We start from the raw sequence: 21,637 nt of genomic DNA, 5'->3' as shown, positions 1-21,637 counted from the left end.
ACAGCACCGCAAAGGTGCTGTTTTTGTTGGAGAGCGCCGGTCTGTGGCTGTCAGGCTGTCAGCGCATGCCGTCGTTGCTTTGTTTGCCTGTCAGGATGGCTGCGAGCAACTGGAATGTCACCACACCCAGGCCCAGGATGCCCAGAAGGACGCCAGGCACACCAGCAAACAGCAGCGCCACAAGCACCAGACTGAGGGCAATATCCCAGCCCCAATGGTATTTACGCTTCATTGCCAGAAATTTCCTTTCCATCAGCAGCGGCTCTGCGCATGCTGCACAGAGGCACCGGCCTGCCACAGGCCGATGTGCAGATGATAGGGCCACTGGAAAGGCCGGCAGGCAAAACCCTTATTTCGACAGCTCCTTGACCAGCTGGTAGAGGAACTCGCGCCCGTCGTACAGGCGCGGAATCGCCACGCGCTCGTCCAGGCCATGGGCGCGCGCGTCGCTCGGCTCGGTGAAGATGCCCGAGACGCCATACATCGGAATGCCTGCATTGCGCATGAAGCGGCTGTCGGTGGCTCCCGTGCTCATCACCGGCACCACAGGCACGCCCGGCCACATTTTCTCGGTCAGGCCCTCCACGGTCTTCATCACATCGGGGCGCATGGGGGAGGCCGGGCTGCGCAGCGGCTGGTTGATGACCTTGAGCTTGACACGATCGTTCTCGGCCAGCTTGCGCAGCTGTGCCTCGACTTCTGCCGGATCATCGTGCGGCAGGATGCGGCAGTTGATGGTGGCGCGCGCGGCCTGCGGCAAGGCGTTGGCCGCATGGCCGCCGTTCACCTCGGTGGCTACGCAGGTGGTGCGCATGGTGGCGTTGTAGAGCGGCGATGCCGACAGGCGCTGCACGGCCTCTGCCGAAGGGCTGCCGCCCGCGACGGCCTTCATGTCGTCGGCCTGCTGGCCCTGGGCAAAGCCAGCGCTGCGCGCAAAATAGGTCTTGGTCACCTCCGAGAGCTTGACCGGGAAATGGTAGTTGCCCAGCGCGGTCAGCGAAGCGCTCAAGGCATACACGGGGTTGGTGGCGGTGGGTACCGAGCTGTGGCCGCCCTTGTCGGTGGCTTCAAGCTGGTAGGTGGCGTACATTTTTTCGGCCACCTGGATACGGTTGAGCACGGGCTTGCCATTTTCCAGCTGACCGCCAGCGCCTTCGTTGATACCGTATTCGGCATCGATCAATGGGCGCTGGTTGTTGACGAGCCAGAAAGCACCATTGCTGGGCACGTCGCCCTGCTCTTCATCGGCAGTCAGGGTCAGCACGATGTCGCGGCTCGGGGTAAAGCCTTCGCGCTTGAGCTGGCCCAGGATCGAGACGAAGGCAGCAGCCATGGCCTTGTCGTCCGAAGAGCCACGCGCGGTGAAGTAGCCATCGTCTTCCTTGAGCTTGAACGGGTCGCTCTTCCAGTCTTCGCGCTTGGCCTCCACCACATCGATGTGCGCCATCAGGAGGAGCGGCTTGCCCTGGCCGCTGCCCTTGTACTTGACGACCAGATTGCCCTTCTTGGGGAAGGGCTCGAAGATCTGCATGTCCGCTGCGGCAATGCCGTCTTCCGCCAGACGCTTTTGCATGGCCTGCGCCGCTTCGGTGTTGTTGCCCACCGAGTTGGTAGTGTTGATCTCCACCAGTTCCTTGTAGATGGTGTAGAAGCGCTTTTGCTCGGGCGTTTTGGCGCCAACCTGGGCCTGGGCACCAGTGGCAAGCAAGGCGCAGGCAGCAACAGCGAGCGCGCGTTTGGAAAAGGCCATGTTTTTATCTCCTTGGTGTGTCTTTCGGTCACGGGACGCCGTCAATTTGCATACCAAAGCTGCAAATCGACGCCATCACCACTGCATTCTGCGGATGGCGGCCGCCATTGCGTAGCGCGACCCGTCACCTATTTGACTGGTGCCCTACCCGCCACGGCACCCTTGCACAGGCAATGCGCTACGCTGTGCGGCATTGAACAAACTTGGAGATTGGCATGGCTTCGCAAGCAACAACACCGACGGTCGGCCTGATCGGCGTGGGCCTGATGGGCCACGGCATTGCCCGCAATGTGGCGGCCAAAGGCTTTCCGCTGGTGGTGCTGGAGCACCCTGGCAACCAGCCGCTGACCGAACTGTTGCAGTTGGGCGCTACCACCTGCCAGACACCTGCAGAATTGGCGCGCCAGTGCGATGTGATCATTCTGTGCGTGACCGGATCGCCCCAGGTGGAAGCCGTGCTCACGGGAGACAATGGCGTGCTGTCGGCCATCCGACCTGCAGCCGTGGTGGTGGATTGCTCCACCGCCGTTCCTGCCTCCACGGTGCGCATGGCGCAGGCCGTACATGCTGCAGGTGGCCAGTTCATCGACGCGCCGATGACCAAGACCTCCAAGGCCGCGCATGACGGCACCCTGAACCTGCTGGTGGGCGGAGACGCTGCCGTGCTGGCCAAGGTGCAGCCAGTGCTCGCAACCTTCACCGAAAAAGTCACCCATGTGGGCGCATTGGGCGATGGCCATCGCATGAAGCTGCTGCACAACTTTGTCTCGGTCGGCCAGATGACCTTGCTAGCCGAAGCCACCGCCTGCGCCCGCAAGGAGGGCATGGACATGCAGGCCTTCTGCGATGTGCTTGCAGGCGGCGGCGGTGCGGGTGTGGCGCTCGAGCGCCTCAAGTCCTTCATCCTCGCAGACGACCCCTCGGGCATTGCCTTCTCCATCTCCAACGCCGCCAAGGACCTGAGCTACTACGCCACGATGGCGCACGACGCCCGGGCCGCCAGCAAGGTGGCCGACGCCGCGTCTGCCACCCTCAAAGGCCAGGTGGAAGCCCAGCACGGCGACGCCATGCTGCCAGAGCTGATCGGCTTTCTGGCCCGGCAATGATAATGATGGATTAACGAAGAACTGGCTGCCAGCGCAGGCTACAAGCGCGCAGCAACTCCTGTTTGCATAGCAAAACGCCCACCATTTGCATGGTGGGCGTTTTTTGTTGAGGCCGGGCATGGGCCCGGCGGTGCAGCTTACTCGCCGAAGGAGCCATTGCCCTGGGGCAGCTTGCCAGCGATCAAGGCCTGGTGGGCCTGGGCCTGCACTTCGGCGCGGCTCAGGGCCGAGGTCTGGCGCTCACCTCTGTATGTATTGATGCGGTCGCCCACCAGAGGCATGGAGCCGTCGCGCTGCGCGGCAACCAGTTCTGCCTGCACCTGGGCGCGGCTCAGTGTGCTGGCCACGGCTTTGGGTGCAATGGCCTGATCGCCTTCGAATGGGTTGGCCTGTGCCACGCCAGCGCCCATCACCAGGGCAGCAGCCATTGCGGCCATCGAAAAGTTACGTGCGTTCTTCATCTTGATTCCTTTGAGAGGTTCCGGCGGGCCCCTGCGGCAGGCCGGTTCGCTCAACGGGGCGGTGGTATCACCGTGTATGTTTCTCGTTGATCGATGTATTCAGTGTATGCACGAGACCATTTCGGATAAATATGCCAAATCAGAATTTATTGTTCCATTTTTCATTCCAATAATGCGCATGCAGCCTACGCACCGACACAGGCCATGGCGAGACTGCCTCCAGCCTTGGAAGTTTGCATGAAAAAAGCCGTAAGCGACCATTCCGTGTGCGCCAGCAGCTCTTCTTTTGATAGTAAAAAAGCTATTCAGCGCGCGGCTCACGCCCCATCAGTGCCTGCACCACATCGCGCACCGGCATGCTGCCGTCCAGCAACGCCACGGTGGTTTCGGTGATGGGCATTTCCACGCCCAGCTTCTGCGCGCGCTGCAGCACGGTGCGCGCGCTGTACACGCCTTCAGCCACATGGCCGAGCGACTGCACTGCATCGTGCAGGCTTTTGCCCTGTGCGAGCAGCAAGCCTATCTTGCGGTTGCGCGACAGATCGCCTGTCGCCGTCAGCACCAGATCCCCCAGCCCCGACAGGCCCATGAAGGTGTCTTGTTGTGCGCCCAGAGCCACGCCCAGGCGTGTCATTTCAGCCAGGCCGCGTGTCACCAGCGCCGCGCGCGCATTGAGGCCCAGGTTCAGCCCGTCGCACAGGCCGGTGGCAATGGCCAGCACGTTCTTCACAGCGCCCCCCACTTCCACACCTGTGATGTCGTCATTGGCGTAGACCCGCAGGTTGTTGCCATGAAAGGCCGCCACCAGGGCCTCGCGCACATCCGCATGCCTGCTGGCGGCCACCAGGGCGGTTGGCTGGTGGCGCGCCACCTCCTGCGCAAAACTGGGGCCGCTCAATACGCCGGCGTGCAGTTGCGCTGCCACCTGGGCGCAGACCTCGTTGCCCAGCAGACCGTGGCTGCCTGCTGGCGCGCCCTCCGGCACGGCTTCAAAGCCCTTGCTGAGCCATGCCACCGGCACCTGGCGGCCCTGCAGACTGTCGTGCAGCATGGCGAGGCCACTTCGCAACGCGGCCATGGGGGTTCCCAGCACGATCAGATCGGCGCAAGCCACCAGCGGCTGCACATCGCCGCTGGCTACCTGCAGACCTGCCGGAAAGGGGATGCCGGGCAGATAGCGGGTATTCTCTCCAGCCGCCTGCATCTGGGCGGCCTGCGCAGCATCGCGTGCCCACAAGTGCACCGTGTGGCGAGCGGCCGCATTCATGGCCAGGGCCGTACCCCAGGCGCCAGCGCCGATAACTAGAATTTTCATAGCAAACTACTGATACCGATCAAGGGAGATTGATCATTTTTACCACAGGCAGATATGGCAAAGGCCTTGCACCCGGGGGTGGCAAGGCCTTTTCGTGACGCAGGCTGCTGTGCAGACCTGCTCCATTGGGGTCAATTACTGAACGGTTGCGTCGCCAGCGCCAGCGGCCTGGGCCTGCTGCTGCTCGTACATGGCCTGGAAGTTGATTTCTGCCAGGTGCACGGGCGGGAAGCCAGCGCGGGTCACGATGTCTGCCACATTGCCACGCAGGTAGGGGTAGACGATTTGTGGGCAGGCCACGCCGATCACGGCGCCCATCTGCTCTTCGGGGATGCCACGGATTTCAAAGATACCGGCTTGCTTGGCTTCCACCAGGAACACGGTCTTGTCTTCGATCTTGGTCTGCACGGTGGCAGTCACGGCCACTTCGAAGATGCCTTCAGCCACAGGAGTGGCCTCCACGCCCAGCTGGATGTCCACGCTTGGCTGGGTTTGTTCCAGCAGGATGCCTGGAGAATTGGGTTGCTCCAGCGATGCGTCCTTCAGGTACACGCGTTGAATCTGGAACACTGGATTTTCTTGATCCGCCATGGTGGTCTGTCTTTCGCTTGAAAAAGTGAATCGGGTGAACGTGCAATGCTGTACGAGCACCGCACGGTGTGCGCCCCTCTCGCATGCAGCCTGCCATTATGCAATGGCTGGCTGCCGTGAGAAAAATGCCCAGGCTTGTGTTTCCGGGCGGTTGAAGGTAGGCCCGCTCAGGCGCCCAGCAGCGGCATCAGCCCGCCCCGCTGGTCCAGCGCAATCAGGTCATCACATCCGCCCACATGGGTGTCGCCAATGAAGATCTGCGGCACTGTGCGACGGCCCGTGACCTGCATCATCACCTCGCGCTGCGCGGGATCGGTGTCGATGCGGATTTCTTCAATGTTCTCCACGCCCTTGGACTTGAGCACCTGCTTGGCACGAATGCAATAGGGGCAGACGGCGGTGGTATACATCTTGACGGCTTGCATGGGAAAGTCCTTGCGCTTGGCGCGCCGCAGCAGATGCTGCACGCAGATAAAAACAAAGGTGCTGAGCCAGACCGGCCAGCACCCTCAATACGTGGCAGATGGGGTCTGCAGCCCGAAAAACAAGCCCGAAGCCGCCAGGAAGAGCCCTGGCCTGCCCCGGATCGTGCCCGGGTTTCAGGCCTTTTCCACGGGCAGGTCCGCAGCGCGCCAGGCCTTCATGCCACCGGCCAGGGCCTGCACATTGGTGTAACCCAGCTTGGTTGCGGCGGCCACGGCACCTTGCGCGCGCTTGCCCTGTGCGCACACCAGAATCAATGGCAGAGCCTTGTTCTTGACGGTGGCGGGCAGGCGCTCATCCAGTTGCGCGAACGGAATGTTCTTGGAGCCGGTCACATGGCCCGCCGCGTACTCATCGGGCTCGGAGACATCTACCACCACGGCTTTTTCACGGTTGATCAGTTGCACTGCATTGCTGGGCGCCAGCGTTCCGCCGCCCACGCTTTTCATGGCAGGCATCGCCAGCAACGCCCCAGAACCCAGCGCCAGCACGATCAGATACCAGTTGTCGAGAATAAAGTTCACACCAAACCCTTGTCTTCTTGAATTGAGAACAGCCGACCATTTTAAAAGCGCTGCCATGCCAGTGGGAGGCAATAGCCTTTTGTCCGGCGTGCCGCACTGACAGACTGCGCACTGCGGGCATTCGCTTGCGCCCTACAATCGGCCCCAATGTTTGTGTGCCCCGCTTGCTGGCTGTGCCGATAAGACAATCAAAAGCATAGCAGCAGATCCTTTTATGGCGGGCGCAACCCTAGTTTTTATCATTGCATGAGGACACCATGTACAAGCTCGTACTGATCCGCCACGGCGAATCGACCTGGAACCTGGAAAACCGCTTTACCGGCTGGACCGATGTGGACCTGACCGACACCGGCGTTGCCCAGGCCAAGCAAGCTGGCCAGCTGCTGAAGGCCGACGGCTATGACTTCGACATCTGCTATACCAGCGTGCTCAAGCGCGCCATCCGCACCCTGTGGCACACCCTGGACGAAATGGATCGCACCTGGCTGCCCGTGCAGAAATGCTGGCAGCTCAACGAACGCCACTATGGCGCCCTGCAAGGCCTGAACAAGGCCGAAACGGCCAAGAAGTTTGGCGACGAGCAGGTACTGGTCTGGCGCCGCAGCTACGACACCCCACCACCCGCGCTGGAAGCTGGTGACCCGCGCAGCGAAAAGAGCGACCGCCGCTATGCCGGCGCCGAAAGCCATGTGCCGCTGACCGAATGCCTCAAGGACACGGTCGAGCGCGTGGTGCCGTTCTGGAACGAGACGATTGCCCCCACCATCAAGAGCGGCCAGCGCGTGGTGATCGCCGCGCACGGCAACTCGATCCGTGCGCTGATCAAGTACCTCGACGGCGTCTCCGACAACGACATCGTGGGCCTGAACATTCCCAATGGTATTCCACTGGTGTACGAGCTGGATGAGAACCTCCAGCCCATCCGCCACTATTACCTGGGCGATGCCGAAGCCGCTGCCAAGGCCGCTGCTGCCGTGGCATCGCAGGGCAAGGCATAAACAGCGTCCGCGACACGACCCGCGACATTCGCTCTTTCCCCCATCGGCAGGCTGTCTTCTTCCAGGAAGACGGCCTCTTTCATTTTTGATAGCATATGGCGTCCGTCTTGTAATGGATAAACCCATATTTCACTGAATTCCTGCCGCAAGCCGATCAGGTCGCCGCGTGTCATGTGGAAAGTAAAGACTTGTCACACCACTGCGAAAGCCCGCAGGGCTAAGCCCCGCCTAAGCGCTTCGGTGTATATTGGCGCGCTATAGAAAGTTTTGAGCATATGGGCCAAAAATTGAAGATTGCCGGCTGGGTTTCACTGGGCGTGGTCGCCGGCGCGCTCACAACCGTCTCGTTGCAGACCGTGGCGCGGGGCGTGATGTCCCCGATGCCGCTGGAGGAAATCCAGCAGCTGTCTGCCGTGTTTGGCCTCATCAAGACCGATTACGTCGAGCCGGCTGACGACAAAAAGCTGATCACCGATGCCATCTCCGGCATGGTTTCTGGCCTCGATCCGCATTCCCAGTACTTCGACAAGAAGTCGTTCAAGGAATTCCAGGAAGGCACGAGCGGCAAATTCGTCGGCGTGGGCATCGAGATCACCCAGGAAGACGGGTTGATCCGCATCGTCTCGCCAATCGAAGGCTCGCCTGCCGACAAGGCCGGCATCAAGACCAACGACCTGATCACCAAGATTGACGACACCGCCGTCAAGGGCCTGTCGTTGAATGAAGCCGTCAAGAAGATGCGCGGCGAACCGAACACCAAGGTGACCTTGACCATCCTGCGCAAGGATGAAAGCCGCAGCTTCCCCGTCACCATCACCCGTGCCGAAATCAAGACCCAGTCCGTGAAGGCCAAGATGGTCGAGCCGGGTTATGGCTGGGTGCGCGTGTCGCAGTTCCAGGAACGCACGGTGGACGACTTCGTGCGCAAGGTGGACGAGCTGTTCAAGCAGGACCCGAACATGAAGGGCCTGGTTCTGGATCTGCGCAACGACCCGGGCGGCCTGCTCGATGCAGCGGTGGCCATTTCGGCTGCCTTCCTGCCGCCCGATGTCACGGTGGTCTCGACCAACGGCCAACTGGCCGAAAGCAAGGCCACCTTCCGCGCATCGCCCGAGTTCTATGCCCGCCGTGGCAGTGATCCGATCAAGTCGCTGCCGCCCGCCATCAAGAAGATTCCGCTGGTGGTACTGGTCAACGAAGGCTCTGCCTCTGCGTCCGAGATCGTCTCCGGCGCGCTGCAGGACCACAAGCGTGCCGCCATCATGGGTGCGCAGACCTTTGGCAAGGGTTCGGTGCAGACCGTGCGTCCGCTCGGCCCCGATACCGGCATCAAGCTGACCACGGCGCGCTACTACACGCCAAGCGGCAAGTCCATCCAGGCCAAGGGCATCGTGCCCGACATCATGGTGGACGAAACCGCAGAAGGCGACCTGTTTGCAGCACTGCGCACACGCGAAGCCGATCTGGACAAGCATCTGGCCAGTGGCCAGGGCCCCGAGACAAAGGATGCGGCCCGTGAAAAGGCGCGCGAGGAAGCCTTGAAGCGCCTGGACGAAGAAAGCAAGAAGCCCGCATCCGAGCGCCGCCCACCGGAGTTTGGCTCGGACAAGGACTTCCAGCTGCAGCAGGCCCTGCACAAGCTGAAGGGCGAACCCGTGCAGGTGAGCAAGACCAAGACCGAGCGCCCCGAAGAGAAGAAGGACGGCGACAAGAGCGAATCGGACAAGCCCGACGCCAAGAAGGAAGACGGCAAGCCCAAGGAGTAAATCCGGGACAGCAAAACCTGAAGGTCCATCGAGGCCGGAAGCAGATACCCTGCTCCGGCCTTTGTTTTTACCGACAATAGCCACTTATGAACGACGACCAACTGCTGCGCTATTCCCGCCACATCATGCTGGATGACATCGGCATCGAAGGGCAGGAGAGATTTCTGGCCGCCCACGCCGTGATCGTGGGTGCGGGCGGCCTGGGAAGCCCCGCAGCGCTCTACCTGGCATCCGCTGGCGTGGGCACCATCACCCTGATCGACGACGACAGCGTGGACCTGACCAACCTGCAGCGCCAGATCGCCCACACCACCGCACGCATCGGCCAGCCCAAGGTCTCGTCATGCGCTGTGGCCCTGGCGGAAATCAATCCTGGCATCACCGTGCATACGGTGGCCGAGCGCGTGGATGCGCAGACGCTGGGACACCATATCGGCAACGCCACCGTCGTGCTGGACTGCACGGACAACTACCGTACGCGCCAGGCCATCAACCAGGCCTGCGTGGCGCATGGCAAGCCCCTGGTGAGCGGCGCCGCCATCCGTTTTGACGGCCAGATCAGCGTATTTGACCGCCGCCATGCCCACGCGGCCTGCTATGCGTGCATCTTCTCGCCCGATGAGCAGTTCGAGGAAATCAGCTGCTCCACCATGGGCGTGTTCTCGCCGCTGGTGGGCATCATCGGCACAATGCAGGCTGCCGAAGCGCTCAAGCTGATTGCGGACATAGGCACCACACTCGACGGCCGGCTGATGATGCTGGACGCTCGGCACATGGAATGGAACACCATGCATGTCCGCGCCAACCCGCAATGCCCCGTATGCAAGGCACAGCATACGGATGCAGGGTAAACACGCGCAAAGACCGCGCGGCAAGCCGCCAGACCGTGTCAAAGTCCACGCCAAACCGGCTTTTGTCGAAGTTGTCCTACTCGCACCTGCCCTGCACACCGATGGCATGAGCCGCTGGCCTTGGTATCATTGTTACAGCACGTCACAAACCTGTGTCCCAGAACAATGCCACGCCGATTGAGAACCTATTTAGTAGAAGACAACAAGACGATCCGCGAAAACCTGATCGCCACCCTGGAAGATCTGGCGGATGTGGAAACGGTAGGCCATGCCAGTACCGAGTCCGCTGCTACATCCTGGCTGCAGGACAATACTGCCGATTGGGACCTGGCCATCGTCGACATCTTCCTGCAGGAAGGCAGTGGCCTGGGCGTGCTGGAGAAGTTGCGCAAGCGCGAGCCAGCAAAACACCTGGTGGTTCTGAGCAACTACGCGACACCCAATATGCGCGAGCGCTGCACGCAGTTGGGTGCCAACCGTGTGTTCGACAAATCACAGGACATTGATGCGCTGATCGATTACTGCATGGAGCGCTCGTCCAACATCCGCTGACAACAACCTTTCCTCATCAAAAAATGCGGCAATTGCCGCATTTTTTGATTCAAGACTTTCGCGCTCAGTCGATCAGGCCATTCTTGAGCGCGTAATAGGTCAGGTCGCTGTTGGACGACAAGCCCATCTTTTCCATCAGGCGCGTGCGGTAGGTGCTCACGGTCTTGACACTCAGCGAGAGCTGATCGGCAATATTGCCTGCCGTCTCGCCCCGCGCCAGCTTCAGGAACACCTGGAACTCGCGCTCCGACAATTGTTCATGCGGCGGCACATCGTCCTTGCGGTGCAGTTGCTGCGCCAGCAGATCCGCCACCGTGGGGGTCAGATAGCGCTTGCCCAGAGAGATGGTGCGCAGGGCTTCGACGATCTCGGCGGGATCGCATTCCTTGTTCAGATAGCCGCTTGCGCCCTGCCGGATCAGATTGATCGCATAGTGCTCTTCCGGATAACCGCTCAGGATCAGGATGCCCATGTCTGGCGCCTTGGCACGCAGCATGGCCAGGGCATCAATACCGCTTTGCCCGGGCATCGACAGGTCCATGATCAGCACGTCGATTTCTTCATTGCGGACCAGGTCAATGGCTTCACGGCCATTGGCGGCCTCGCCCACCACACGCAGGTCCACATGCTCAGCCAGAAACTGCTTCAGGCCTGAACGGACAATGGCGTGGTCGTCCACGATTCCAACTTTGATCATAAGCCTCCTTGTATTGCGCACGGCAACAGGTATTACGAATCGCTGCCATGCGTACACAGCAGAGCAATTGCTCTATTATGAATAGCATATACCCAAACTAGAAAGAAAAGGATGCTCATGCGTTGGTCGCACTTGCGCAAATGGGCCATCAGCCTGCCTGCGGCCTTCCTGGCCGCGCTGGTTCTGATCGGCATTAACGAAGTCGGCTACTACCGCTCCAACGACTCGCTGCAGAACCTCAGCATCACCTTCCAGACTCGTACCACGCTGGACAAGCTGATGCAGCAGATGGCCGATGCCGAAACCAGTGTGCGCGGCTATCTGCTGACCGGCGAAGAGCGCTACCTCGACACCTACCAGCAGGCGTCCACCAATGTGGACAACGCCGTCGACGAACTGCGCGCCATTTACAGCCTGTTTCCAGAAGACCTGCAGATCTCGTCGCTGCTGGGCCGAGAAGTGGCCAAGCGCATCAACGAAATGGATCTGAGCGTGCAATTGCGCAAGGGAGGCTTTGACAGCGCCTGGCGCCACCTCATCAACAGCCCCGATGGCAAGGCGTCGATGGACAGGGTGCGCAGCCTGGGGGCTGAACTGGTGACCCACAGCAATGAACGACGTGCCCACAATGAAGCGGAGATCGTCCGGTCTCTGGCGCTGTCGCGCATCGGCATTGCCGTGGTCAGCGTCATTGGCCTGATTGCGTTCTACCTGTATCTGCGCCAATCCAACCGCCTGACCGACCTGATGCTGCGCGAGCAGAAGCTGTTGCAGGACGAGCGCGATCAACTGGAAAAACAGGTGCGTCAGCGCACCGCCTCGCTGACCGAACTGGCCACGCACCTGCAGCAGGTGCGTGAGGACGAGCGCGCCCACCTGGCGCGTGAGCTGCACGACGAACTCGGGGCCCTGCTCACCGCAGCCAAGCTCGATGTCGCGCGGCTCAAGTCCAAGATCGACATGTCGATGCCGGATGTGCAGGAACGCATCCAGCATCTGATCGAGACGCTCAACAGCGGCATCGCCCTCAAGCGCCGCATCATCGAAAACCTGCGCCCCTCCTCACTCTCGAACCTGGGCCTGACGCCTTCTCTGGAGATTCTGGGCAAGGAGTTCTCGGACAGTTCCAACATCGCCGTGGATCTGGATCTGGAGACCGTCCATGTTCCGGAGACCACGCAGCTGACCATCTACCGCCTGGTGCAGGAATCGCTCACCAATATCGGCAAATACGCCAAGGCCACGCAGGTGCAGGTACATCTGCAGAACCACCCCTCTCACATTGCCATTCAGGTGCAGGACAACGGCGTGGGTTTTGATCCTCTGTCCGTCAATCCGTCATCGCACGGTCTGGCGGGCATGCGGCACCGGGTCGAGGCGCTGGGCGGCAGGCTCAACATCCGATCAGCCCCGCAGCGAGGGACTTTGGTGGAAGCCGTGCTGCCGCAGCCAGGCGGCCACCGGGAAAAAACCAACCAGATCAGCGTGTCATAGGCTTTGATGAAAAGGCCACGGGGCTTCTTGCAAGGCGCGTTCTTGCTCCATTCCCAAGCCAAAGCACAGGCGGGCGCATACGGCATGCTGCAAAACTGCAAGATTCCTCCTACACCCTAACCCCGCCCTGACCGGCACAGGCCATCACAACACCTTTGCACAATCAATCCATCGCTCTTTTGTAGAAATAGCGCAGAGAAAAAGGAGAAGACAATGCTGCATTACGCTGTTGTATTTCTGGTGATTGCACTGATTGCTGCCGTGTTCGGCTTTGGTGGCATCGCCGCTGGTGCCGTGGGTATCGCGAAGATCCTGTTCTTCGTCTTCATCGTATTGGCCGTGATTTCGTTCCTGGCAGGCTTGTTAAAGAAGTAAGCAGCGGCAGCGCTTGAAGCCCGGCTCACCTCCGGATACATTTGAGATGCTGCCGCAGGTCAACCTACACTGCACCATCACCATTGAATACAAAGAAAGGGGCTCACATGAGTACTGAGAAAATTGCACAGGAAGCCGTAGACAAAGCACACGACGTTGCCAATGACGTGTTGGACGGTGCAGAAAGCGCAGTGCACTCCACCCGCAAGGCGGTTCATTCGGCTGCACACAAGGCAGAGCGCGCCATTGATGAGTTCGGCAATGAAAAGCGCCACTCCATCGACAACATTGCGTCCCGCGCCCAGCATTTCGCCGAACGTGGCATTCGCCATGCTGCCGACACCTCCCACCGTGCCCGCGAACAGTTCTACCGTGCGCAAGAGCGCGCCAATGAGTATGTCTCGGATCAGCCCGGCAAGTCGATGGCCATCGCCATGGCTGCAGGCGCTGCGCTGGCAACCCTGGTCATCATGGCAACCCGCCGCCGCGACTGAGCCCTGCTCCGCGCCTGTCAAGTTATCTGTCGGCACTGAATTACAAAGGGTGCACATGCCGATTGATTGTCAAAGCACCTATCTAACCGAGGAAATCGTATGAATCTGTCCCGTGCTATCGCTATCGCCGCTCTGGCTGGTGCAACCGTGGTCATGGCTACTGGCTGCTCCGTAGCCCGCAAGCAGGAAACCGTGGGTGAGTACATCGACGGATCGGCCGTAACCACCGCCGTGAAGGCCAAGCTGGCCAATGATGCAGGCACCTCGGCCTCCAGCATCAACGTCAAGACCATCGACGGCGGCATCGTGCAACTGTCCGGCTTTGCCAAGTCGCAAGCTGAAAAGGATCGCGCAGGCGAACTGGCCCGCTCCGTCAAGGGCGTGACCGAAGTGCGCAACAGCCTGATCGTCAAGCAATAAGCGGTCATCACCTTCAAGAAACAGGCCCTCGGGCCTGTTTTTTTATTGCCGCCTGGGTGCAGCTCCGTGCCACACCTCACCCCCGCATTCCCTTGGTGTCATGGGCCATCTCGGTTAAGCTTGATCCATGCGCATGTTTCATTGCGACCAATGCGGTCACCTTGTTTTTTTTGAAAGCGAGCAATGCGTGCATTGCGGCGCAGTACTGGCCTATCTGCCCGACAGCAATACCGTCGCAGCCTTGCAGGTGGATTCAGCAGCAGATGCCACGACCGGCCCTTACCAGCGCTATCGCAACCTGGCCGCCCCAGCCACGGCCCAGCCTGGAGTGCCCGAGAAGACCCAGCACTACCGCATGTGCGCCAACCGTCTGCAGTACCAGGCCTGCAACTTCGCGATTCCGGCCGAAGATCCGCACGCCCTGTGCAGTGCCTGCCGGCAGACGCTGGTGCTGCCCGATCTGTCGGTGGATGGCAATACCCTGCGCTGGCGCAAACTGGAAGCTGCCAAGCGCCAGTTGTACTACACGCTGGCACGGCTGGGCCTGCATCCGCAGGAGCCTGGCTGGTCGCCGCATTACCAGTTTCTGGCCGATGTGCCTGGGTCGCCCGTCATCACCGGCCATGCCAGTGGCTTGATCACGATCAATATCGCTGAAGCGGATGATGACGAACGTGTGCGCCGCAGGGTGGCCTTGCACGAACCCTACCGCACCCTGCTCGGTCACCTGCGGCATGAATCCGGGCACTTCTTCTGGGACAAGCTGGTGCGCGATGGGGGCGAGCTGGAGAGCTTTCGCCAGTTGTTTGGCGACGAACGGCAGGACTACCATCAAGCGCTGCAAAACTACTACGCCAACCCACCCAGCTATGCGCAGTGGAGCCCGCATTTCGCCAGCGCCTATGCCAGCGCCCACCCGTGGGAAGATTGGGCAGAATCCTGGGCGCACTATCTGCATCTGGTTGATCTGCTGGAGACCGCAGCCAGCTACAGCACGCAGCTGTGCGTGCCTGAAACCGCTGCCCCTCCTGCCGTACAGGTGGAAGACCCGTTTTCGCAACCCCCGCCCTCGTTTGAAACCATGGTGGCCCAGTGGGTGCCGGTGACCCTGCTGCTCAACAGCCTCAACCGCAGCCTGGGCCAGCTTGATGCATACCCTTTCGCCCTCTCCGGAGGGGCGCTGCTCAAGCTACGCTACGTACATGAACTGGTGCGCCGCCCGCACCCGCTCCACGCCTCAGGAGCAGGCGTGCTGTCACCCATCTCCCCTCCGCTGCAGGCGCCATGAACCAACCCAGCCTCGTTCTGGTTCCGGGCCTGGGCTGCGATGAGCGGCTGTGGCTGCCGGTAGCGGCACATCTGCCGCGTGGCATACAGGTCACCATCAGCTTGCCCCATATGGACCCGGCGGAGCGCAGCATCGAAGCCATGGCCGCCCGCCTGCTGGCAGGCAATCCGGGGCAGCTGGTGCTGTGTGGTGCGTCAATGGGCGGCATCATTGCCATGGAAGCATTGCGGCAAGCGCCAGACCGCATTGCAGGACTGGTGCTGTGCGGCACCAATGCCCGGCCCGAAAGCGCCGAAATGCGTGCGCTGCGCGAAAGCGCCATCGAAATGTTCGAGGCTGGAGATTTTGAAGACCTCATTCGCGCCAACGTTGCCATGGCATTCCATGCCGACAGCGCAGCCGATCCAGCCCTGGTACGCGCCTATCTGGACATGGTGCTTGGCGCAGGCGGTGCGCAGTTGGCCCGCCAGAACCGCGCCATCACCGAGCGCCCCGATGCACGCCTGCATCTGCCCCAATGCGCCTGCCCCGTGCTGCTATTGTGTGGCGACAGCGACCAGTTGACGCCCCCCGAATGCGCGCAGGAAATTGCCGACCTGGTGCCGCACGCCCAGCTGCAGTGGGTCGGCCGCTGCGGCCACATGCTGACCATGGAGCATCCGCAGGCCGTGGGCGCCAGCATCACGCAGTGGCTCGCACAGCACTACGGGGTGGGAAAAACGCAATAGATACTGGCGCCGCGTCGCTGCCAGAAAGCGGCAAGAGCGACGGAATCAACCGCAAAAAATCAGCGCGGCTCCTGCTCTTCTGCCTTGCGCTGCGCCACCTTGCGCAGCAGTTGCTCGGCCACATAAGGCGAGACGAATTTATCCACTTCACCGCTGAGCATCGCAATCTCCCGCACAAAGGTGCTGCTGATGAACTGGTAGCGCGTGCTTGGCGTCAGAAACACCGCCTCCACATCGGGCATCAGCGAGCGGTTCATGCCTGCCAGCTGGAACTCGTAGTCGAAGTCCGTCACGGCGCGCAGGCCGCGCACGATGGCATTGCCGCCGTTGGCCACCACAAAGTCGCGCAGCAGGCCCGAATAACTGGCTACCTGCACGCTGGGATAGTGCTTGACCGCCTCGCGCGCCATCTCCAACCGCTCCTTGAGGGAGAACATGGTTTTCTTGTGGTGGCCTTCGGCCACCGCCACGATCACGTTGCCAAACAACTGGTAGGCGCGGCGCACCACATCTTCGTGGCCCAGGGTCATGGGATCAAAAGTGCCGGGGTAGATGGCCAGGGTCATGCTTGTCTCCTGCTGTCACTGCAAAGCGGCACCGGGCCACCCGGTGCATTGCAGCGCAGCATAAACGATTTTGGCGTTCGCTCAAGTTCTGCGCGGCAAAGCTGTCACGCAGGCGAATGCCCATCAGTCAGGCTACAGCATGCGCTTTCGCAGCAAGTGAGCATGCACTGCACCCGCCTTCATACTGCGCTGCAGCATGAACCCCAGCGGTGCCAGGCGCTCGTCGCTCCAGGCTTCGGGGGCCTCCAGGTAGACAAAACCTTCCTCGGCCAGCGCCTGGTGCGCGGCTTTGAGCGCGGGCTCGAACAAGGCGCCGGAGAACGGCGGATCGAGAAAGATCACATCCCAGCGGCCGCTGCCCGATTGCAAGGCCGCCAGCGCATCTCCACGCGACACCTCGACCGTCGTAGCGCCCAGCTTCTGCACCAGTTGCTTGAGCTGCGCAGCCAGCTGCAGATCGGATTCGACCATGCGCACCTGTACCGCGCCGCGCGATGCGGCCTCCAGCCCCAGCGCGCCGGTACCGGCAAAGGCGTCCAGGCAGCGCCAGCCCGCCAGATCCTGCCCCAGCCAGTTGAAGAGCGTCTCGCGCACGCGATCAGGCGTAGGCCGCAGATCGGGCTTGGTCAGCACGGCCAGCTTGGTGCGGCGCCACTGGCCGCCGATGATGCGTATCTCGCCCGCTGCCGACGCAGCCACGCGCGCCGAGCGGCTTGCGCCCGAGGCTTTGCTGCCAGGCGCTGCAGTGGCGGCGGCAGGTTGGCTGGCCAACGCCTGCAGCGCACGCAGGCTGCGCTCGTCCTTGATGGTGCTGCGTCCCATTACTGCTTGGCTCCTGGCTGCACGCCTGCGGCAGCTGCTTCTGCCTTGGCTTCTGTCTTGGTACCGGCTTTGGCTCCGAGCACCACGGTCACTTCCTTGTCCGGTTGCACCATGCGAGCCATGGCCTTGCGCACATCATCCTTGCTCAGGGCCTCGACACGGTCGGTCCAGTGGTCCAGGTAATCGAGTGGCAGTCCGTTCCAAGCAATGTTGGTGACGTTGCCCAGCAGCTTGGCATTGCTGTCCACGCGCAGCGCAAAGCCGCCGATGAGGTTGTCCTTGGCGTCGCGCAGTTCCTTGTCGGTCGGCCCCTCGGCAATGTAGGTGGCCAGCACTTCGCGCGTTACCTCCAGCGCCTGGGCAGCCTGGTCGGGCCGGGTTTGCAGGCCGATCTGGAAGGCGCCAGCATCCAGCCCCGGGTTGAAGGTGGAATACACGCCATAGACCAGGCCACGCTTTTCGCGCACCTCTTCCATCAGGCGCGATGCAAAACCGCCGCCGCCCAGAATCTGGTTGCCCAGCATCACGGCCAGAAAATCGGGGTCCGCACGGCGGATGCCGGGCTGCCCGATCAGCACCTGCGCCTGGGCTGAATCGAATGCAATCTGGATTTCCTCCGCCTTGGCCAGGGGCTGCACAGCGGGAACCACAGGAGGCGGCGCGCACTGCGCCCGAGGCGTTGCAGGCATCTTGGCCAGCAGGCGCTTGACGAGCGCATCGGCCTGCGCCTTGTCAAGCGCACCCACCAGGGTCACCTTGGCGCGGCAGGCATCCACCGAGCGTGCCAGGTACTGGCGCATGGCAGTAGGGTCGATCTGGGTGAGGGTTGCTTCCGTTGCGCGCTGGCCGTAGGGGTGCGAGCCAAACACGGCCTTGCCAAAGGCGCGTGCCGCCACCACGGGCGGGCGCGTGTTGCCTTCCTTGATCGATGCATTCCAGCGTTCGCGTTCGCGTTGCCAGACGGTCTCGTCATAGCTGGGCTGGGCCATCTGGCGTGCCGCCATGTCTGCCGCCTTGCCCAGCAGGCTGGTATCCGTCAGCGAGCGCAGCGAAAAACTCAGCGCATCGTTGCTGGCCGCAGCTTCGAAGGTGGCGCCCAGGTCTGCCCATGCTTCACCGACGGCATTTTCGTCCAGCGCGGGCTGGGCACCATCAGCCTTCACGCCCTTGGCTACCATCATGGCGGCTGCACTGGCCAGGCCTGCCTGGGCGGCTGGGTCGCGGCGGCTGCCCGCGTCAAAATTGATCTGCACATCCACCATCGGGATCGTCGGGCTGTTCACCAGCCAGACCTGGGCACCGCTGTCCTGCGTCCAGTGCTCGATGGGCAGCAGTGCCCAGGCGGAGTGCGAAGCCAGCAGCGCAACGGCGCCGCCGATCAGAGTTTTGTAAAAAGCTTTGTGCATGGGTTTCTCACCTGCCAGAGCCGTGCTGCCAGGGCATGCACGGCAAAATATCATTGCTTTGAGCCTGAGGCGCACAACTGGTGCACGCCATACGCTATCAATTCAGTAGTAACTGCACCAACTGCGATCTGCGAGGCTGCTCCTTTGGAGAAGCATGCTGTCCGATCGCGGCTTGCGCAAGCCATGTTCCATCGTTCCCGGTCAGTGCACCGCACCATCCTTGCCTTGCCCGGCGCTGCGCTTCTGGGCAGCGCGGTCGGCATCGGTCAAGGGCTGGGGCAGCAAGGTGGCCACGGTCATCTGGTCGTCGCCAAAGTAACGCGCCGCCACATCCTTGACCTGCGCGGGGGTCACCGTCTTGAGCAGGGCGAGTAGGCGGTCATTGGTGTCGAGCGGCAGGCCCAGGACCCAGTTCGAGCCCAGGTCATTGGCCTGGCCGAACACGGAGTCGCGCTCATACACGGTCGATGCCTGCCATTGCGTGCGCACGCGCGCCAGCTCGGCCTCGCTTACGCCTTCCTTGGCCACGCGCGCCACTTCGGCGCGCAGCGCATCTTCCACCTCCTTGGCAGTCTTGCCCTGCGATGGCACACCACCCAGCATGAAGGTGGACGGCCCGCGCGCCACCACGCTCGCGCCGCTGAAGGCGGCATCCGCCACACGCGCCGGGCCTTGCGTCAGGCGGCGGTCGAGACGCGCGCCGTCGTAGCCACTCAGCACCGACGACAGCATCAGCAGCGCCATCGCATCCTTGTCGCTTGCCTGGGGCGCCACGATATTGCGCAGATCGGGCACCTTGAAGCTCATCAGCACATAGGCCTGCTCGGCGGGCGCCTTGAAATCGACCCGGCGCATGCCTTTTTGCAGTGGCTCGGGGCGGGGCTTGCGCTCTGGCAGGGCCTGCTTGGGGATGCTGCCGTAGTATTTTTCGGCCAGCTGGCGCACTTTTTCGACATCCACATCGCCTGCGATCACAACCGCCGCGTTCTCCGGCACATACCAGGCCTTGTGGAAATCACGGGCGTCATCGGGTTGCATCGAATCGAGGTCACCCATCCAGCCCACCACGGGGCGGTGGTAGGGCGATGCCTGCCAGGTGGCGGCGTTGAGCTGCTCCATCAGGCTGGAGCGCGGGTTGTCATCGGTGCGCATGCGGCGCTCTTCCTTGATGACTTCGATCTCTTTCTTGAATTCGCTGTCGGGCCACTGGTTATGGGCAAACCGGTCGGATTCGAGGCGCATCACGTCTTCGAGCTTGCCAGCCGGAATCTGCTGGTAGTAACCGGTGTAGTCGCGGTTGGTGAAGGCATTTTCCTGCCCGCCCAGCGCCGCCACCTTGCGCGAGAAATCTCCCGGCGGCACCGTGGGCGTGCCCTTGAACATCATGTGCTCCAGCACGTGGGCGAGACCCGAGCGGCCATCGACCTCGTCCATGCTGCCCACACGCACCCAGACCATGTGCACGGCCGTCGGCGCGCGCTTGTCCGGCTGCACGATCAGCGTCATGCCGTTGGAGAGGGTGAACTGCTGCGCACCGGCGGCGTTCTGGGTGATCACGGGCACCGGAGGCGGCGACGTGGCCAGCGCGAGCGATGCCCCGCTGCCCAAGGAGGCCATCACGGCCAGCAAAGTGAAGGAACGTTTCATAGAATAGGCTGATTCTACGTAGCCAACAATGTTCAGTTTTTTCAAGAAAAAATCTCCTGCTGCCGACGCAGCACCTGCCACAGCTGATGCAGCGCCCGTTGCCGAGCCCACCCCGGCACCCACGCCCGCACCTGCGCCCCTGCCAGTATCTCCCCCTGCGGCAGAACCAGCCAAGCCCGGCTGGCTGCGCAATGCCCTGGGCATGGGCGGCAAGGCCGAGGCACCTACGGTCTTAGAGCAAAATACGCCATCAGCGCCCGTCCAGCAAGCGCCAATAGCTCCTATCACTATAGCACCCGAACCTGCGAGCGACCGTGGCAGCTGGATGAACCGGCTCAAAAGCGGCCTGCGCAAGACGGGTTCGAGCATTGCCACCGTCTTTACCGGCACCAAGATCGACGAGCAGCTGTACGAGGAGCTGGAAGAGGCCTTGCTGATGGCCGATACCGGCGTCAAGGCCACGCAACACCTGCTGGACGATCTGAAACAGCGCGTCAAGGACAGCAAGACCACCGATCCCGCAGCCGTCAAGGGGCTGCTGGCTGATGCACTGGCCGATCTTCTGGCACCGCTGGAAAAGCCGTTGGTCATTGGCGAGCACAGCCCCACGGTCATCATGGTCGCAGGCGTCAATGGCGCGGGCAAGACCACATCCATCGGCAAGCTGACCAAGCACCTGGCCGATGCAGGGCAGAGCGTGCTGCTGGCGGCGGCCGACACCTTCCGCGCCGCCGCGCGCGAGCAGTTGGGCGTCTGGGCCACGCGTAACACGGTCGAAATCATCAGCCAGGAAGGCGGCGACCCGGCAGCCGTCAGCTTTGACGCAGTGACCGCCGGCAAGGCGCGCAACAAGGATGTGGTGCTGGTCGACACCGCAGGCCGCCTGCCCACACAACTGCACCTGATGGAAGAGCTCAAGAAGATCAAGCGCGTGGTGAGCAAGGCCGATGGCACGGCGCCGCACGAGGTGCTGCTGGTGATCGACGGCAATACCGGCCAGAACGCGCTCAACCAGGTGCGGGCGTTTGACGACGCCCTGCAACTGACGGGCCTGATCGTGACCAAGCTCGACGGCACCGCCAAGGGCGGCGTGCTGGCCGCCATTGCGCAGGAACGCCCCATTCCCGTGTACTTCATCGGCGTGGGCGAAAAGGTCGAAGACCTGGAAACCTTCAGCGCCAAGGAATTTGCCCAGGCCCTGCTGACCTGAATACACGGCAGACACCGAACATCCAAGCCCCGCACTGCGGGGCTTTTTCGTTGCCGCATGCAAAGCCGTGCCGACACGCGAACCAAGCGCAGC

24 protein-coding genes are annotated in these 21,637 nt (G+C 62.0%); 12 read left to right on the top strand and 12 right to left on the bottom strand.

Translation table 11 applies throughout. From position 1 onward, the window contains the following. Positions 1 to 58 precede the first annotated feature (58 nt). Positions 59 to 232 carry a hypothetical protein gene (locus tag LAD35_RS04255; protein ID WP_224151473.1) on the bottom strand — a complete coding sequence of 58 codons (174 nt, stop codon included), beginning with the start codon at positions 230 to 232 and terminating at the stop codon, positions 59 to 61. 117 nt (positions 233 to 349) lie between these two features. Then, positions 350 to 1,750: a M20/M25/M40 family metallo-hydrolase gene (locus LAD35_RS04250; RefSeq protein ID WP_224151472.1), complete on the bottom strand. Its 1,401-nt coding sequence runs from the start codon at positions 1,748 to 1,750 to the stop codon at positions 350 to 352. A 215-nt stretch (positions 1,751 to 1,965) separates the two neighbouring features. Here LAD35_RS04250 and LAD35_RS04245 point away from each other — a divergent pair, with 215 nt between their 5' ends. Continuing rightward, positions 1,966 to 2,856: an NAD(P)-dependent oxidoreductase gene (locus LAD35_RS04245; protein ID WP_224151471.1), complete on the top strand. Its 891-nt coding sequence runs from the start codon at positions 1,966 to 1,968 to the stop codon at positions 2,854 to 2,856. A 137-nt stretch (positions 2,857 to 2,993) separates the two neighbouring features. Here the strand turns inward: LAD35_RS04245 and LAD35_RS04240 are convergent, their stop codons facing one another. From LAD35_RS04240 to LAD35_RS04220, 5 genes are all read right to left on the bottom strand, one after another. Next, on the bottom strand, positions 2,994 to 3,317 hold the full coding sequence (locus LAD35_RS04240) for a DUF4148 domain-containing protein (protein ID WP_224151470.1): 324 nt from the start codon (positions 3,315 to 3,317) through the stop codon (positions 2,994 to 2,996). A gap of 301 nt (positions 3,318 to 3,618) precedes the next feature. Further along, the gene (locus LAD35_RS04235) at positions 3,619 to 4,632 is read right to left on the bottom strand and encodes an NAD(P)H-dependent glycerol-3-phosphate dehydrogenase (protein ID WP_224151469.1); all 1,014 of its coding nucleotides are present in this window, start codon (positions 4,630 to 4,632) and stop codon (positions 3,619 to 3,621) included. 135 nt (positions 4,633 to 4,767) lie between these two features. Next, positions 4,768 to 5,223: a protein-export chaperone SecB gene (secB, locus tag LAD35_RS04230; protein ID WP_184706618.1), complete on the bottom strand. Its 456-nt coding sequence runs from the start codon at positions 5,221 to 5,223 to the stop codon at positions 4,768 to 4,770. A 167-nt stretch (positions 5,224 to 5,390) separates the two neighbouring features. Then, complete coding sequence (grxC, locus tag LAD35_RS04225) at positions 5,391 to 5,648, bottom strand: glutaredoxin 3 (protein WP_224151468.1); 258 nt, start codon at positions 5,646 to 5,648, stop codon at positions 5,391 to 5,393. A 174-nt stretch (positions 5,649 to 5,822) separates the two neighbouring features. Continuing rightward, entirely contained in the window at positions 5,823 to 6,230 is a 408-nt protein-coding gene (locus LAD35_RS04220) for a rhodanese-like domain-containing protein (protein ID WP_224151467.1), read from the bottom strand. A gap of 257 nt (positions 6,231 to 6,487) precedes the next feature. Here LAD35_RS04220 and gpmA point away from each other — a divergent pair, with 257 nt between their 5' ends. From gpmA to LAD35_RS04200, 4 genes are all read left to right on the top strand, one after another. Next, complete coding sequence (gene gpmA / locus LAD35_RS04215; RefSeq protein WP_224151466.1) at positions 6,488 to 7,228, top strand: 2,3-diphosphoglycerate-dependent phosphoglycerate mutase; 741 nt, start codon at positions 6,488 to 6,490, stop codon at positions 7,226 to 7,228. Between the two features lie 275 nt (positions 7,229 to 7,503). Next, complete coding sequence (locus tag LAD35_RS04210) at positions 7,504 to 8,994, top strand: S41 family peptidase (RefSeq protein WP_224151465.1); 1,491 nt, start codon at positions 7,504 to 7,506, stop codon at positions 8,992 to 8,994. Positions 8,995 to 9,080: 86 nt separating this feature from the next. Then, positions 9,081 to 9,845 (top strand): HesA/MoeB/ThiF family protein, encoded by a 765-nt coding sequence (locus LAD35_RS04205; RefSeq protein ID WP_224151464.1) that lies wholly within the window; start codon positions 9,081 to 9,083, stop codon positions 9,843 to 9,845. Between the two features lie 165 nt (positions 9,846 to 10,010). Beyond that, the gene (locus LAD35_RS04200) at positions 10,011 to 10,397 is read left to right on the top strand and encodes a response regulator transcription factor (RefSeq protein WP_224151463.1); all 387 of its coding nucleotides are present in this window, start codon (positions 10,011 to 10,013) and stop codon (positions 10,395 to 10,397) included. A 64-nt stretch (positions 10,398 to 10,461) separates the two neighbouring features. On the opposite strand, the gene LAD35_RS04195 is transcribed toward LAD35_RS04200, so the two are convergent. Further along, a complete protein-coding gene (locus tag LAD35_RS04195) occupies positions 10,462 to 11,094 on the bottom strand; it encodes a response regulator (protein ID WP_224151462.1) in 633 nt (210 codons plus the stop codon). A 117-nt stretch (positions 11,095 to 11,211) separates the two neighbouring features. Between LAD35_RS04195 and LAD35_RS04190 the strand changes: the two genes are divergently transcribed. From LAD35_RS04190 to LAD35_RS04165, 6 genes are all read left to right on the top strand, one after another. After that, positions 11,212 to 12,588, top strand: coding sequence for a CHASE3 domain-containing protein (locus tag LAD35_RS04190; protein WP_224151461.1), 1,377 nt, complete (start codon positions 11,212 to 11,214; stop codon positions 12,586 to 12,588). A 213-nt stretch (positions 12,589 to 12,801) separates the two neighbouring features. Next, on the top strand, positions 12,802 to 12,963 hold the full coding sequence (locus LAD35_RS04185; RefSeq protein WP_224151460.1) for a DUF1328 domain-containing protein: 162 nt from the start codon (positions 12,802 to 12,804) through the stop codon (positions 12,961 to 12,963). A gap of 107 nt (positions 12,964 to 13,070) precedes the next feature. Continuing rightward, positions 13,071 to 13,457 carry a hypothetical protein gene (locus LAD35_RS04180; RefSeq protein ID WP_224151459.1) on the top strand — a complete coding sequence of 129 codons (387 nt, stop codon included), beginning with the start codon at positions 13,071 to 13,073 and terminating at the stop codon, positions 13,455 to 13,457. Between the two features lie 99 nt (positions 13,458 to 13,556). Further along, positions 13,557 to 13,877: a BON domain-containing protein gene (locus tag LAD35_RS04175; protein WP_224151458.1), complete on the top strand. Its 321-nt coding sequence runs from the start codon at positions 13,557 to 13,559 to the stop codon at positions 13,875 to 13,877. Between the two features lie 127 nt (positions 13,878 to 14,004). After that, complete coding sequence (locus LAD35_RS04170) at positions 14,005 to 15,165, top strand: zinc-binding metallopeptidase family protein (RefSeq protein ID WP_224151457.1); 1,161 nt, start codon at positions 14,005 to 14,007, stop codon at positions 15,163 to 15,165. Beyond that, complete coding sequence (locus tag LAD35_RS04165; protein ID WP_224151456.1) at positions 15,162 to 15,893, top strand: alpha/beta fold hydrolase; 732 nt, start codon at positions 15,162 to 15,164, stop codon at positions 15,891 to 15,893. The genes LAD35_RS04170 and LAD35_RS04165 overlap by 4 nt, the downstream gene beginning before the upstream one ends. A gap of 59 nt (positions 15,894 to 15,952) precedes the next feature. On the opposite strand, the gene coaD is transcribed toward LAD35_RS04165, so the two are convergent. From coaD to LAD35_RS04145, 4 genes are all read right to left on the bottom strand, one after another. Further along, entirely contained in the window at positions 15,953 to 16,459 is a 507-nt protein-coding gene (coaD, locus tag LAD35_RS04160; protein ID WP_224151455.1) for a pantetheine-phosphate adenylyltransferase, read from the bottom strand. Between the two features lie 132 nt (positions 16,460 to 16,591). After that, positions 16,592 to 17,281, bottom strand: a complete 690-nt coding sequence (rsmD, locus tag LAD35_RS04155; RefSeq protein WP_224151454.1) for a 16S rRNA (guanine(966)-N(2))-methyltransferase RsmD — start codon at positions 17,279 to 17,281, stop codon at positions 16,592 to 16,594. Continuing rightward, entirely contained in the window at positions 17,281 to 18,687 is a 1,407-nt protein-coding gene (locus LAD35_RS04150) for a M16 family metallopeptidase (protein ID WP_224151453.1), read from the bottom strand. Before LAD35_RS04150 ends, rsmD begins: the two co-directional genes overlap by 1 nt. A 201-nt stretch (positions 18,688 to 18,888) precedes the next feature. Next, complete coding sequence (locus LAD35_RS04145; RefSeq protein ID WP_224151452.1) at positions 18,889 to 20,334, bottom strand: M16 family metallopeptidase; 1,446 nt, start codon at positions 20,332 to 20,334, stop codon at positions 18,889 to 18,891. 28 nt (positions 20,335 to 20,362) lie between these two features. Between LAD35_RS04145 and ftsY the strand changes: the two genes are divergently transcribed. Further along, a complete protein-coding gene (ftsY, locus tag LAD35_RS04140) occupies positions 20,363 to 21,544 on the top strand; it encodes a signal recognition particle-docking protein FtsY (RefSeq protein ID WP_224151451.1) in 1,182 nt (393 codons plus the stop codon). Positions 21,545 to 21,637 lie beyond the last annotated feature (93 nt).

Source organism: Comamonas odontotermitis, from assembly GCF_020080045.1.
Classification (GTDB): Bacteria; Pseudomonadota; Gammaproteobacteria; order Burkholderiales; family Burkholderiaceae_C; genus Comamonas; species Comamonas odontotermitis.
This window is presented reverse-complemented; position numbering and strand designations above follow the sequence as displayed.

Excerpts from the sequence above, each read along its gene's own strand:
- LAD35_RS04145 (WP_224151452.1), bottom strand. The coding sequence starts at position 20,334 with ATGAAACGTTCCTTCACTTTGCTGGCCGTGATGGCCTCCTTGGGCAGC.
- LAD35_RS04240 (WP_224151470.1), bottom strand. The coding sequence starts at position 3,317 with ATGAAGAACGCACGTAACTTTTCGATGGCCGCAATGGCTGCTGCCCTG.
- coaD (WP_224151455.1), bottom strand. The coding sequence starts at position 16,459 with ATGACCCTGGCCATCTACCCCGGCACTTTTGATCCCATGACCCTGGGC.
- LAD35_RS04165 (WP_224151456.1), top strand. The coding sequence starts at position 15,162 with ATGAACCAACCCAGCCTCGTTCTGGTTCCGGGCCTGGGCTGCGATGAG.
- LAD35_RS04205 (WP_224151464.1), top strand. The coding sequence starts at position 9,081 with ATGAACGACGACCAACTGCTGCGCTATTCCCGCCACATCATGCTGGAT.
- LAD35_RS04235 (WP_224151469.1), bottom strand. The coding sequence starts at position 4,632 with ATGAAAATTCTAGTTATCGGCGCTGGCGCCTGGGGTACGGCCCTGGCC.
- LAD35_RS04250 (WP_224151472.1), bottom strand. The coding sequence starts at position 1,750 with ATGGCCTTTTCCAAACGCGCGCTCGCTGTTGCTGCCTGCGCCTTGCTT.
- LAD35_RS04150 (WP_224151453.1), bottom strand. The coding sequence starts at position 18,687 with ATGCACAAAGCTTTTTACAAAACTCTGATCGGCGGCGCCGTTGCGCTG.
- gpmA (WP_224151466.1), top strand. The coding sequence starts at position 6,488 with ATGTACAAGCTCGTACTGATCCGCCACGGCGAATCGACCTGGAACCTG.
- rsmD (WP_224151454.1), bottom strand. The coding sequence starts at position 17,281 with ATGGGACGCAGCACCATCAAGGACGAGCGCAGCCTGCGTGCGCTGCAG.
- LAD35_RS04185 (WP_224151460.1), top strand. The coding sequence starts at position 12,802 with ATGCTGCATTACGCTGTTGTATTTCTGGTGATTGCACTGATTGCTGCC.
- LAD35_RS04170 (WP_224151457.1), top strand. The coding sequence starts at position 14,005 with ATGCGCATGTTTCATTGCGACCAATGCGGTCACCTTGTTTTTTTTGAA.
- secB (WP_184706618.1), bottom strand. The coding sequence starts at position 5,223 with ATGGCGGATCAAGAAAATCCAGTGTTCCAGATTCAACGCGTGTACCTG.
- LAD35_RS04200 (WP_224151463.1), top strand. The coding sequence starts at position 10,011 with ATGCCACGCCGATTGAGAACCTATTTAGTAGAAGACAACAAGACGATC.
- ftsY (WP_224151451.1), top strand. The coding sequence starts at position 20,363 with ATGTTCAGTTTTTTCAAGAAAAAATCTCCTGCTGCCGACGCAGCACCT.
- LAD35_RS04245 (WP_224151471.1), top strand. The coding sequence starts at position 1,966 with ATGGCTTCGCAAGCAACAACACCGACGGTCGGCCTGATCGGCGTGGGC.
- grxC (WP_224151468.1), bottom strand. The coding sequence starts at position 5,648 with ATGCAAGCCGTCAAGATGTATACCACCGCCGTCTGCCCCTATTGCATT.
- LAD35_RS04180 (WP_224151459.1), top strand. The coding sequence starts at position 13,071 with ATGAGTACTGAGAAAATTGCACAGGAAGCCGTAGACAAAGCACACGAC.
- LAD35_RS04210 (WP_224151465.1), top strand. The coding sequence starts at position 7,504 with ATGGGCCAAAAATTGAAGATTGCCGGCTGGGTTTCACTGGGCGTGGTC.
- LAD35_RS04195 (WP_224151462.1), bottom strand. The coding sequence starts at position 11,094 with ATGATCAAAGTTGGAATCGTGGACGACCACGCCATTGTCCGTTCAGGC.
- LAD35_RS04190 (WP_224151461.1), top strand. The coding sequence starts at position 11,212 with ATGCGTTGGTCGCACTTGCGCAAATGGGCCATCAGCCTGCCTGCGGCC.
- LAD35_RS04175 (WP_224151458.1), top strand. The coding sequence starts at position 13,557 with ATGAATCTGTCCCGTGCTATCGCTATCGCCGCTCTGGCTGGTGCAACC.
- LAD35_RS04255 (WP_224151473.1), bottom strand. The coding sequence starts at position 232 with ATGAAGCGTAAATACCATTGGGGCTGGGATATTGCCCTCAGTCTGGTG.